This window comes from Cryobacterium sp. TMT2-17-1, assembly GCF_004402765.1.
GTDB lineage: Bacteria > Actinomycetota > Actinomycetes > Actinomycetales > Microbacteriaceae > Cryobacterium > Cryobacterium sandaracinum.
The window spans coordinates 18,447-30,030 of record NZ_SOGC01000025.1 but is presented as its reverse complement, the minus strand read 5'-3'; the positions used below and the strand labels follow the sequence as shown (position 1 = coordinate 30,030).

The window sequence follows — 11,584 nt, the reverse complement described above, 5'->3', positions numbered from 1 at the left end:
GCGGGGCATAGTTCGGGGTGAGGTCGGGTGCGGTTAGGAACGCGGGAGACGCCGTCCCCCGATGAGCAGCCAGAAGATCATGGCGGTCTCGCCCACGAAGCCGAACAGGCCGAAGGTCGGGGTGAAGGCGGGTGCCACCACCAGGCCGATGAGGTCGGCAATGTAACCGATGCCGGCGAGACCGATCAGGATTCCAAAGACCTTCGGCATGAAGCCCGAGCGGATCGACAGGTAGGCGATCAGGAGGAGATGCACCCCGAACAGGCCCAGGGCGGTGGTCCAGATCGACGAGAACGACTCGATGTCGGCCAGCGCGGCTTCCGGGGTGTCGAGGTTGGTGAAGGCGACCACGAGCCGGCTGAGAGCGACCATGAACCACCCGGCGAAAGCGATTCTGATCAACCCGGCACCAGCGGAGACGACACGGCTGACGGGCTTGAAGAGCGCGTAGGTGCCGGCGGCGGCGACGACGTCCAGCACGACGACGACACACAGCGCGCCGATCCCGGCGAGCCACAGCGCCGGCGAGGCGGAAATGGCATCGGTCGTCTTTTCCGCATCACCGGCGGTCACGAGGCTGTTGACGGCGATGAAATAACCAAAGATCGAGAGGAACACCATGGCCGTGAGGGCGGTGCCCGTTACGAGCGCTCCGGTCCGCTGTGACCAGCGGAAGGGGTTGAGGGTGGCAGCCGGCGCCGTGGCGCTGGGGGCGGGGTGGAGGTGAGTGGTCATGGCTCGTATCCTTACTGTATCTGTGGCTAGAACTTACGACGTATGTTTATGATGTAAGTAAAATATATGTACGTGGTAAGGTTTGTCAACGAATATGAGTGCAGGAGAGAGACTTGGCAGCAGCACGTGAAGCAGCACCCGCACCCCGAGCTCGTTTGAACCGCGAGCGGGTGATCGCCACCGCCGTTCGCCTTGCCGACACGGAGGGGCTTGAAGCCCTCACGATGCGGCGTCTGGGCGAGGATCTGAACGTGAAGGCCATGTCGATCTATAACCACGTGGCCAACAAGGATGACCTCATCAACGCCATGGCCGATGCGATCTTCGGCGAGATCGAATTGCCGTCACACAGCGATGAGTGGAAGCCGGCAATCCGAAAGCGCTCGATCTCATTCCGGGATGTCCTCGCCCGTCATGCCTGGGCTACGACCGTTCGTGACTCCGGAACGAACCCGGGACCGGGCACCCTCCGCCACCACGACCGGGTGATCGGAACCTTCCGCAACGGCGGTTTCTCGGTTGAGAAGACGGCCCACGCTTTCTCCGCTGTCGACAGCTATATCTACGGGTTCGCGATGCAGGAGAAGAGCCTGCCCTTCACCACGCCGGACGAGACGGCAGCGATGGCCGCGATCATGCTGGCGCAGCTGACCACAAGCGAGTACCCGTACCTGGCTGAACTCACGGCCGACCACGTCTTGAAGCCCGGATACTCCTATGGGGATGAATTCCTGGTCGGGCTCGACCTCATACTCGACGGACTCGAGACTCTGCGAGACACCGATCAGGCCTTTGAATGAATGAGGGCGTCATGAGACACACGTGACGGGCACCCATCGACATTCCACGCGGCATCCGCGCCCCGGCCGTCACCTACACGGTGGTGGCGTCATCGACCTGGCCGACGAGCTCCTCGATGATGTCCTCGAGGAACAGAACGCCCGTGGCGACTCCGTCAGCGTCGAACGATGTGGCGACATGCGCGCCGAGGCGCCGCATCGACGCCAGGGCATCTTCGAGCTCGCTGCCCCGGAACACGGAGGCCAGGCGACGGATGCGTTTGGCCGGCACCGGCTCCGTGAACGTGCTCCCGGAGGTGAGGTCCATCACGTCTTTCAGATGCAGGTAGCCCGTGGGCTGCCCGTCGACGTCAGTGAGGATGTACCGGGAGTAGCCGTGCTGGGCGACGGCCCGCTGGATGTCGGCGGGTGACGCGGATGCCGGCAGGCAGACCATTGCGCCGATCGGCACCTCCACGTCGGAGACTCGCTTCGAGGTGAACTCGAACGCGGCGGAGAGGGTGCCCGAAGCATCCGTCAGGAGACCCTCGCGGGTGGACTGCTCCACGATGCCGGCCACCTCGTCGAGGGTGAATGCGCTGGTCGCCTCATTCTTCGGCTGCACCTTGAACAGGCGCAGCACCCCGTTCGCCAGCCAGTTCAGGCTGACGATCACTGGGTTGAAGATGCGGGCGACGAGGACGAGCGGCGGCGCCAGGATGAGCGCGGCGCGGTCGGGCACGGAGAAGGAGATGTTCTTGGGCACCATCTCGCCGAACACCACGTGCAGGAACGTCACGAGCGCGAGCGCGCTCGCGAAGGCGATCACGCTGATCGCGCGCTCAGAGAGTCCGGTCAGGGCCAGCGGGTACTCCAGCAGGCCGTGGATGGCCGGCTCGGACACGTTCAGGATGAGCAGCGAACACACGGTGATGCCCAACTGGCTGGTCGCCAGCATCAAGGTCGCGTGTTCCATCGCCCAGAGGGTGGTCTTCGCCGCCTTGTTGCCGCGGGCGGCGAGCGGCTCGATCTGCGACCGGCGGGCCGAGATCACGGCGAACTCGGCGCCCACGAAGAACGCGTTGACGGTCAACAACACGACGAGCCAGATCAGGCCCGGCCAGTACTCACTCATGGGTCAGGTCCTTCTGGATTCGGGTGACGATTCGGTCGTGTCTGGTGGCCAGGCTCGGATCGTGCTCGGGGTCTTCGGGGGTGTAGCGCACGCGCTGAACCTGCACGCCATCGACTCGGTCGATCCGCAGGATGCCACCGTCGACGGGGACCTCGTCGCCGAGTTCGGGAATGCGGTCGAGCTGATCGGCGATGAAGCCCGCGACGGTCTCGTAGTCGCCGTCCTCGGGCACCGTGACGCCCGTCCGATCGAACAGCTCGTCCGGCCGCCAGCCGGCGTCGAACACCACAGAACGACCCGAACGGATGACGCCGGCTTTCGCCCGGTCATGCTCGTCTTCCAGCTCGCCCACGAGTTCTTCGACGAGGTCCTCGAGCGTGACAATGCCGGCCGTTCCGCCGTATTCGTCCGCGACGACCGCGATCTGGAAGCCCTGTCTGCGCAGCAGGCCCAGGAGCGTGTCGACGGCCATCGACTCGGGCACACGCAGTGCCTCCACCTTCAGCTCGTCGGCGGTGACCTGGTCGCGTTGCGCCAGCTCGACGGCGAAGGCCGCCTTGACGTGCAGCACCCCGACGATGTCGTCGGAATCCCTGTCGATCACGGGGAAGCGGGAGTAGCCGGTGGCCGTGGACAGGGCCAGGATGCTCTCGGCAGAGTCGGTGACCTTGACCGAGGACATCCGTACCCGGGGGGTCATGACGTCGTCGACCGTGTGGTCGGCAAAGCGCAGCGTGCGGTGCAGCATGGCCGCGTGGTCGTTGTCGAGCACGCCTTCCGTCGCCGACCGCCGCACGAGGAAGCTGAGCTCTTCGGCGCTGCGGGCACCCGAGAGTTCCTCTTTCGGCTCGATGCCGACCAGGCGGATCAGGGCGTTGGCGGTGTTGTTGAACAGCAGAATGACGGGCTTGAATACGGCGGTGAACAGGGCCTGCGGGGGCAGCACGATCTTTGCCGTGGCCAGCGGCACGGCCAGGGCGAAGTTCTTCGGCACGAGCTCGCCGATCACCATGGAGAACAGGGTGGCCAGCGAAATGGCGATGATGGTGCCGAGCAGCGGCACGAGTCCTTCGGGCACGCCGGCGCCCGTGAGCGGCCCGGTCAGCAGCGAGCTGATGGCGGGCTCGAAGGTGAACCCGGTCAGCAGGGTGGTCAGCGTGATGCCGAGCTGCGCGCTGGACAGGTGCGTGGAGGTGATCTTCAGGGCCTTGATGGTCGGGCCGAGGCGTTTCTCGCCGCGTTCCTGCCGGGCCTCGAGCTCGTTGCGGTTCAGGGTGACCAGGGAGAATTCGGCGGCGACGAAGATGCCCGTTCCGACGGTGAGGAGAAGCCCGACCCCCACCATCGCCCACTCAAACAGCATGTGGCCCTCTCAGACTCGGGCGCAGGATGTCGAGGCGTGGCTGGATGGGCGAGGGTTTATCAGGGTCCATGAGGAGGGTAAGACTATCGGGCGGTGCCCGGCTGTGGCTGGGAAACTCTCGGTTCCAGCCTCCCTAAGCTCGTCGCGTGGGCGGTGCTCTGGTCGGCTTCTCCATCATCGGATTCGTGATCCTGGTGGGCTGTCTCGTCGCGCTCCTCGGCATCATCGGCGTCGGCGCCGGGCTGGCCATCAACCGGGTGTTCTTTCACACTCCGATGGCTGAAACCATGCTGGGTGCGGCTGCTCCTGGCGTTCGGCATGTCGTTGCACGGGGAGCGCCTGCTCAAGGCGGGATCGGCGCGCAAACGCGTGGCGGCGGCATCCGTCATCAAGGGGGTCGTGATGCCGGTGGTGCCTACATCTTCGGCCGGTTCGTCTCCGGCTGGACGCTGCGAAGCTGTTCGCGGTGGTGGCCGTCGCGGCGCTGCCTGCCCCGATCTAGCGGCCGGCCGGCCGATGGCCGAGCACGACATCGATCGCTCGAAGCCGAACACGGCTCCGGACCACAAAGCGAGGGAATGCCGGCCGAGCTGAGTCCGACGCCCTACGCCTCGTTCCGAACGAATTCGACGGAGATTTTGCTTTAGAAAGCGTGTTTCGGTTCAAAAACGGGTGCTTGACCAAAAATCTCCGTCGAATTGGTTCGACGCCGGGCACAGCGTTCCGCCTTCGATGAACCGAGGCCACTCGGTGCGGTCAGCTCTGACCTTGCGAAAGCGACACAACCAAACGATTCGGACTCACTCATCTAACACCGGGGGCCGCCGTCGCAGCCAGGGGCGCAGCATCCGGGTGATCTGGGGCATGACCAGGAAGGTCCTGGCCCCGCTGAGCCCAGCGCGTGGCCGCAGAGATGCGGGTCGGCTCGACGCGGCGGGTGACGGAGACGGTGACGGAGGTCGCTGGGCGCGCTTGTGGCGATATTGTGGCGATACTGTGGCGCCCCCAGGGTATGGAAGTCATCGTGCGAGTAGCGCCGCCGCGCTCGCACGCGCCGTTGCCGGCACGTTTCCGGCTCGGTGCGCCGGTTAGAAGATCATCGGGCGGTCGTCGTCTTCGCCCTCGAGGGTCAGCTCCACGACCACGGGAACGTGGTCGCTCGGCGCATCACCCTTGCGCTCATTGCGGTGGATGCTCGCCGCGGTCACCAGATCCGCGAACGCGGGGGAGCCGAGGATGAAGTCGATCCGCATGCCCTCGTTGCGGGGGAACCTCAGCTGTTTGTAGTCCCAGAAGGTGTAACCCTCCGGAGCCAGCGGGCGCACCACATCGAAGATGCCCTCCGCCTCGAACGCGCGGAACGCGGCCCGCTCGGGCTCGGAGACGTGAGTGGATTTGCCGGGAACGAAGCTCGGGTCACCCATGTCACGCTCGAATGGGGCCACGTTCCAGTCGCCCATCAGTGCGAGGGCCAGGTGCGGGTCGCGAGCCAGTTCGTTTCGGGCGTGCGCGCGCAGGCGCTCCAGCCAGTCCAGCTTGTAGGCGAAGTGCGGGTCGTCGATGCTGCGTCCGTTCGGAACGTACAGGCTCCACAACCGCAGGTCCTCCACCGTGACGCCGAGCGCCCGGGCCTCGAGCGGGAGGACGGGACCCTCCTGGCCCTTCAGAAAGCCGGGCATGCCGGGGAAGCCGGTGGCGACATCCGTCATCTCGAGGCGACTGGCGAACGCGACGCCGTTCCACTGGCTGAGGCCGTGGACGGCGAGCTCGTAGCCGGCGTCCTCGAACGCCTGCGCCGGGAACTGCGGAGGCTTACATTTGATCTCCTGCATCGCGAGCACGTCGATGTCCTCGCGCACCATCCAGTCGACGACCCGGCCGACTCGGGCACGGATGGAGTTGACGTTCCAGGTGGCGATGCGCATGCTTCCAGCCTATTTGACGGATGCCGCTCGGGCGTTTCTAAGTGGGGAGGGGAGTTCTCGGAGCCGGGAGTGACAGGATCGAACCACAACGAAAGGCAGGGCGGTAACCATGACGGATTTGCAGATCGGCTACGCGGCGATGCTGGAGCAGTTCGCGCCCGCGGAGGCGGTGGCCCTGTCGGCCTACGCCGAGGAACACGGGTTCACCGGGGTGATGGCGGCCGACCACTTCCAACCGTGGGTGCCCGCCCAGGGTGAGTCCTCGTTCGTCTGGAGCGTGCTCGCGGCGATCGGTGAGCGCACGAAGGGGGACCTCGGGCCCGGCGTCACCGCGCCCACCTTCCGGTGGCACCCGGCGATGGTGGCGCAGGCCTCCGCGACGCTCGCCTCGATGTACCCCGGCCGGCACTGGCTCGGCCTCGGCTCCGGCGAAGCTCTGAACGAGCACATCGTCGGCCAGTATTGGCCGGAAGCCCCCGAGCGCATCAATCGCATGTTCGAGGCCATTGAGATCATCTCCAAGCTGTTCACCGCCTCCATCGCAGGCAAGGACGTCAAGCACTCCGGCCAGTTCTACAAGCTCGAGTCGACCCGGCTCTGGACCATGCCCGAGGTGGCCCCGGAGATTCTCGTCGCCACCGCCGGCCCGGTCACGGCCAAGCGCGCCGGGCGTCACGCCGACGGCCTGATCACGGTCGGAGCCCCGCTGGAAAAGATCTCGATGCTGTTCGGCAAGTTCGACGACGGCGCCCGGGATGGCGGCAAGGACCCGGCCGCTATGCCCAAGGTGCTGCAGCTGCACATGAGCTGGGCCGAAACCGACGAGGAGGCCATGCGGAACGCCCTGGTCGAGTGGCCGAACGGCGGGATGAAGTTCCCGAAGGGGGATATCCGTTCACCGTTCGAATTCGAGCAGATCGCCAAACTCGTTCGGCCCGAGGACTTCGAGGGCCGCATGATCATCTCAGCCGACCCCGACGACCACCGGGCCTACATCCAGAAGTTCGTCGACCTCGGCTTCGACCGCATCTACCTGCACAACGTGGGCCGCAACCAGCGCCAGTGGATCGACGTTTTCGGCGCATCCGTGCTGCCGAAGCTCGTGCGCTAGTGGTGCCAGAACCAACCGGCCTGCACGTTTTCGTGCTGGGGGGCATCGGTGAGGTCGAGGCCGGCGCAGACCTCGCTGCGCTCATCGCCGACGCGGCAGGCAGCCGCCTGCGCGACGGCGACATTCTCGCCGTGACAAGCAAGATCGTGTCCAAGGCCGAGGGCCGCCAGGTGCGGGCGGCCGATCGGGAACAGGCGATCACCGACGAGACGGTGCGGGTCGTCGCGACCCGCGCCTTTCCCGGCGGGATGACGCGGATCGTCGAGAACCGCCAGGGCCTGGTGATGGCGGCGGCCGGCGTCGATGCGAGCAACACCCCCGACGGGTTCGTGCTGCTCCTTCCCGTCGATCCGGATGCCTCCGCGCGCGCCCTCTGCGCAGCCCTCCACGAACGCACCAGCCTGCGGCTCGGCGTGCTGATCACCGACACCGTCGGGCGCCCGTGGCGTGAGGGCCAGACCGACATCGTGATCGGAGCCGCCGGAGTCACGGTTCTCGACGACCTGCGCGGCACGACCGATGCGTCCGGCCGGCGCCTCGACGTGACCGTCGCCGCGGTCGCCGATGAGATCGCCGGCGCGGCCGATTTGGTGAAGGGCAAGACCAGCGGCAACCCGGTCGCGGTCGTGCGCGGGCTCGGTCGTCTCGTGGGCGAGCCCGACGACGCGGATACGCGCGGAGCGACCCGGCTGCTGCGGCCGAGCGAGAACGACATGTTCCGGCTGGGGAGCGCCGAGGCGCACGCCGAGGGTTTCTCGGAGGGGTACGCGGCGGGGCTGGCCGCTGCCGCCGTCGACGCGGCATCCGTCGTTTCCGTCACCGAATGAGCTGGGTGGCGATCGTGCCCGTCAAGGGCAACCCCGGGGCGAAGAGCCGGCTGGGCGAGCGGCCTGATCGGGCCGGGCTGGCGGATGCCTTCGCTCTCGACACGGTCGCGGCCCTGCTGGCGGCGCATGGTGTCGACCGGGTGCTGGTCGTCACGGGCGACGGTGAACTTTCGGGTCGGCTGGCCGGGCTCGGGGTCGACATCGTGCGCGAGGCCCCGGTGCGCGAATCGATCCTTCCCGCAGACCCGTTGAACGCGGCAATCCGGCAGGGACTGATGGTTGCCCGCGGGGCATTTCCGGAGGCGAACCTAGCCGTGCTGACCGGCGATCTGCCGGCGCTGACGCCCGCGGATGTCGAGCGCACTCTGCACCTCGCCGCCGCGCACGATCGCAGTTTGGTGCCCGACGCGGCCGGAACCGGCACCACGGCTCTGCTCGCGCTCGCCGGAGTCCCGATCGAGCCTCGGTTCGGGGTTGGGTCTCGGGCCGCCCATGAGGCCGCCGGCCATGTGCCGCTCGTGCTGGCGGCATCCGTTTCGATCCGTCACGACGTCGATACCGCCGCCGACCTTGCGGTGGCGCAGCGTCTCGGCGTCGGGCCGCACACCCTCCTGGTCGTCGAGGCCCCGGGGTCGGCCGCCGCGCGCTGATCGGCGCGTCGCTACAGTCGGAGATTTTTCGCGAAACGCCGGGTCACTTCAGGGCGCCGTGAGCGGCGTGTCGCAAAAATCTCCGAGGTTACGTGCACGCCCGTTGCGGCAGGGAGTCGAAACTGTTGCCGCCATAGATGGAGCTGCCGCGGCTGTGCTACTGCCGCTCAGACGACGGAGTGGGTGCCGCGAGCGAAGGCGAGCGCATCCGCCGCGAGCCGCATGGTTGTCGCGGCATCCCGCATCCAGAGCGGCACGGCGACCGAATGGATGCCGGCGGCCGCCAGCGCCGGCAGCGCGCCGGCATCCGTCTCGTCCACCAGCCACCCGTCGAGCACGCCGCCCGCGGCGCGGGAGCCGTAGTGCAGGCCCACGGCCTCGGCCGTAGTCTCGACGCCGATGGTGTGCAGGCAGGCGTCGGCCATGCCGCGCACGGCCGCGCCCGCGATGATCGGCGAGACGCCGACCACCGCGGCGGTGCTGGAACGCAGGGCGTCCCGGATGCCCGGTACGGCGAGGATCGTGCCGACCGAAACGACCGGGTTCGACGGCGGCAGGATCACCAGGTCGGCCGTCATGATGGCGTCGACGACGCCCGGCGCGGGGACTGCGGACTCGAGTCCGACCTGCACGAACTCGGTCGCCGGAACGCCGGCGCGGTAGCGCACCCACCACTCCTCGAAGTGGATCAGCTCGCCGGCCCGGTGCTCATCGGCATCCATAGCCAGTCGGGCATGTGTCTCGACGGGGATGTCGCTCATCGGCAGCAGGCGCGCCCCGGGCTGCCAGCGGCGGCAGAGGAACTCGGTGGCCTCGCTCAACGTGGAGCCGTTCCGGAGCAGGTCGCTGCGCACGATGTGGGTGGCCAGATCCAGGTCGCCGAGCGTGAACCAGGACCAGCCGCGCCCGTAGGCGGCGATCTCAGCGGAGGCGCGGCGGGACTCCTCGGGCCGCCCCCAACCCTGCTCCTCGTTGATGCCTCCGCCGAGGGTGTACATCACGGTGTCGAGGTCCGGGCAGATGCGCAGCCCGTCCAGCCACATGTCATCGCCCGTGTTCACGATCACCGTCACCGTCGCCTCCGGCTCGGTTTCCGCCAGGTGCTTCAGCAGCCCGCGGGTGAACCGGGCGCCGCCGATGCCGCCGGCCAGAACGGTGATGGTCGTCATCTGTGCGCTCTTCCGTGCTGGGTGACTTCGGGTTCACGGGGAGGCGGGAAGGCCGGAATCGTCGTGGATGGAGCGAACACGATCACCGGATGCCCGCCGCGCGGATGTGGGATCACGTCGCAGTCCACGCCGTAGACCTCCGCAATGGTCGCCGGCCGCAGCACCGCCTCGGGGGTGCCGGCCGCGACCAGTCGCCCGTGGTGCAGCAGCAGGATCTGGTCGCAGAACGCGGCGGCCAGATTCAGATCGTGCAGGGCCATGATCGCGGTCAGGCCCGTGCCGGCCGCGCCCGCGCAGAGCCCGCGCACCTGCCCGAGCAGCCCGATCTGGGCGCTCACATCGAGGTGGTTGTTCGGCTCGTCCAGCAGCAGCAGACTCGGCCGCTGCGCCAACGCCCGGGCGATCTGCGCGCGCTGCTGCTCGCCGCCGCTGAGCGTATGCCACGCCCGGTCGGCGAGGTCGCTGCCGCCGACCACGGCCAGCGATTCCTCGGCCACCCGGTGGTCGTCGTCGCCGCCGAAGCTGCCGAGCACCCGGCTGCGGTGCGGGATCCGGCCGAGGAGCACGACCTCGCGCACCGTGAGGTCGACGCTGGGCGTGGCGTTCTGTTCGAGCAGCGCCACCCGCCGGGCGGTCTCGCGCCGCGACAGACCGGACCCTCTGCCGGATCGCGCTCCGTCGAGTTCGACGCCGCCGGCATCCGGTGCCTCCAGCCCCGCGATCAGGCGCAACAGGGTGGACTTGCCGGCCCCGTTGGGTCCGAGCAGGCCGGTCACTGCGCCCGTGGGCACGACCGCCGACACATCGGTCAGAATCGGGGTGCCGTCGACCTGGAACGACACCCGGTCGAGGATCACGACCATGCGGCGGCCTTTCTGCTCTTGATCAGCACGATGAAGACGGGCACGCCGATCAGCGCGGTGATGATGCCCACGGGCAGCTCGCGGGGGTCGAACACCGTGCGGGCGACCGTGTCGGCCACGATCAGGAACAGGGCGCCGAGCACCACGGTCAGCGGCAGCAGGCGGCGGTGGCCGGGCCCGCTCAGGCCGCGCACCAGGTGCGGCAGGATCAGGCCGACGAAGCCGATGGCCCCGCTCACGGCCACCATGGCGCCGGTCAGTAGCGCCACCGCGCCGAGCAGTATCCACCGGGTGCCGTTGACGTTGATGCCGAGGGATGCCGCGGCGGTGTCCCCGAAGGTGAACGCGTCCAGGCGGGTGGCCGAGAGCACGATCCCGGCGCCGACCACCACGAGGGCAGTGCCCGAGATGACGACGCTCGACCACGAGCTGCCGGCCAGCGAGCCCAGCAGCCAGTTGAGGATCTCCCGGTAGGAGTCGCCCTTGGCTGCCCAGAAGATGATGAAGGACGTGCCGGCCGCACCCAGTTGAGCGATGGCCAGGCCCGAGAGCACCGCGCGCCCGGGCGTGATCGTGTTGGCGACCCGCGCGATGCTCAGCGTGGCGACGAGGGCTGCCAGCGCGCCGAGGAACGCCGCGGCCGGCAGCGCCACCGCGACGCCGAGAACGATCACACAGACCGCGCCGAGAGAAGCCCCGCTCGACAGCCCGAGCAGGTAGGGGTCCGCCAGCGGGTTGCGGGTCACCGACTGCATCACCGCGCCGCAGAGCGCGAGCCCCGCGCCGACAGCGGCCGCGGTCAGAACGCGCGGCAGGCGCAGCTGCCACACGATCGAGTCGGTCAGCGGGGCCACCCCGGCGGCGCCCGGCAGGCCGAGGTGCCCGGCGAGGCTCGCGGCGACATCCGTCAGGCTCACGTCGGCCGGACCGATGGTCACGGCCAGCCCCGCCGTGAGCACGAGGGCCAGGACCGACAGGGCGAGCCAGCCCAGGTAGCCCGCGCGCCCGGCCACGCGACGGCTCTGGG

General features: G+C 68.2%; 12 protein-coding genes. 5 read left to right on the top strand and 7 right to left on the bottom strand.

Translation table 11 applies throughout. The annotated features are described in order from the left end of the window. Nucleotides 1-33: 33 nt before the first annotated feature. On the bottom strand, nt 34-735 hold the full coding sequence (locus E3O47_RS05890) for a DUF4386 domain-containing protein (RefSeq protein WP_134343173.1): 702 nt from the start codon (nt 733-735) through the stop codon (nt 34-36). A gap of 113 nt (nt 736-848) precedes the next feature. On the opposite strand from E3O47_RS05890, the gene E3O47_RS05885 reads away from it, so the two are divergent. Beyond that, on the top strand, nt 849-1,535 hold the full coding sequence (locus tag E3O47_RS05885; protein ID WP_198418020.1) for a TetR/AcrR family transcriptional regulator: 687 nt from the start codon (nt 849-851) through the stop codon (nt 1,533-1,535). A gap of 73 nt (nt 1,536-1,608) precedes the next feature. Here E3O47_RS05885 and E3O47_RS05880 read toward each other — a convergent pair whose 3' ends face one another. Together E3O47_RS05880 and E3O47_RS05875 are read right to left on the bottom strand one after the other, a co-directional pair. Further along, nucleotides 1,609-2,649, bottom strand: coding sequence for a hemolysin family protein (locus tag E3O47_RS05880; RefSeq protein WP_134419818.1), 1,041 nt, complete (start codon nt 2,647-2,649; stop codon nt 1,609-1,611). Next, entirely contained in the window at nt 2,642-4,009 is a 1,368-nt protein-coding gene (locus E3O47_RS05875; protein WP_134374862.1) for a hemolysin family protein, read from the bottom strand. Before E3O47_RS05875 ends, E3O47_RS05880 begins: the two co-directional genes overlap by 8 nt. Nucleotides 4,010-4,158: 149 nt before the next feature. Between E3O47_RS05875 and E3O47_RS05870 the strand changes: the two genes are divergently transcribed. After that, entirely contained in the window at nt 4,159-4,659 is a 501-nt protein-coding gene (locus E3O47_RS05870) for a hypothetical protein (protein WP_134343171.1), read from the top strand. Between the two features lie 441 nt (nt 4,660-5,100). On the opposite strand, the gene E3O47_RS05865 is transcribed toward E3O47_RS05870, so the two are convergent. Beyond that, on the bottom strand, nt 5,101-5,937 hold the full coding sequence (locus E3O47_RS05865) for an exodeoxyribonuclease III (RefSeq protein ID WP_134419816.1): 837 nt from the start codon (nt 5,935-5,937) through the stop codon (nt 5,101-5,103). A gap of 109 nt (nt 5,938-6,046) precedes the next feature. Between E3O47_RS05865 and E3O47_RS05860 the strand changes: the two genes are divergently transcribed. The 3 genes from E3O47_RS05860 to cofC are packed head-to-tail and all read left to right on the top strand — an operon-like array spanning nt 6,047 to nt 8,525. Then, nucleotides 6,047-7,048, top strand: a complete 1,002-nt coding sequence (locus E3O47_RS05860; RefSeq protein WP_104194343.1) for a TIGR03557 family F420-dependent LLM class oxidoreductase — start codon at nt 6,047-6,049, stop codon at nt 7,046-7,048. 2 nt (nt 7,049-7,050) lie between these two features. Then, a complete protein-coding gene (gene cofE, locus E3O47_RS05855; RefSeq protein WP_198416265.1) occupies nt 7,051-7,875 on the top strand; it encodes a coenzyme F420-0:L-glutamate ligase in 825 nt (274 codons plus the stop codon). Continuing rightward, the gene (gene cofC, locus E3O47_RS05850; protein ID WP_134419814.1) at nt 7,872-8,525 is read left to right on the top strand and encodes a 2-phospho-L-lactate guanylyltransferase; all 654 of its coding nucleotides are present in this window, start codon (nt 7,872-7,874) and stop codon (nt 8,523-8,525) included. Before cofE ends, cofC begins: the two co-directional genes overlap by 4 nt. Nucleotides 8,526-8,692: 167 nt before the next feature. On the opposite strand, the gene cofD is transcribed toward cofC, so the two are convergent. Genes cofD through E3O47_RS05835 form a run of 3 tightly spaced genes read right to left on the bottom strand, consistent with a single transcriptional unit; the run spans nt 8,693 to nt 11,570 of the window. Next, entirely contained in the window at nt 8,693-9,694 is a 1,002-nt protein-coding gene (gene cofD / locus E3O47_RS05845; protein ID WP_104100087.1) for a 2-phospho-L-lactate transferase, read from the bottom strand. Continuing rightward, the gene (locus tag E3O47_RS05840) at nt 9,691-10,557 is read right to left on the bottom strand and encodes an ABC transporter ATP-binding protein (RefSeq protein WP_134343168.1); all 867 of its coding nucleotides are present in this window, start codon (nt 10,555-10,557) and stop codon (nt 9,691-9,693) included. Before E3O47_RS05840 ends, cofD begins: the two co-directional genes overlap by 4 nt. Beyond that, nucleotides 10,548-11,570: a putative F420-0 ABC transporter permease subunit gene (locus tag E3O47_RS05835; RefSeq protein WP_241977409.1), complete on the bottom strand. Its 1,023-nt coding sequence runs from the start codon at nt 11,568-11,570 to the stop codon at nt 10,548-10,550. Before E3O47_RS05835 ends, E3O47_RS05840 begins: the two co-directional genes overlap by 10 nt. Nucleotides 11,571-11,584 lie beyond the last annotated feature (14 nt).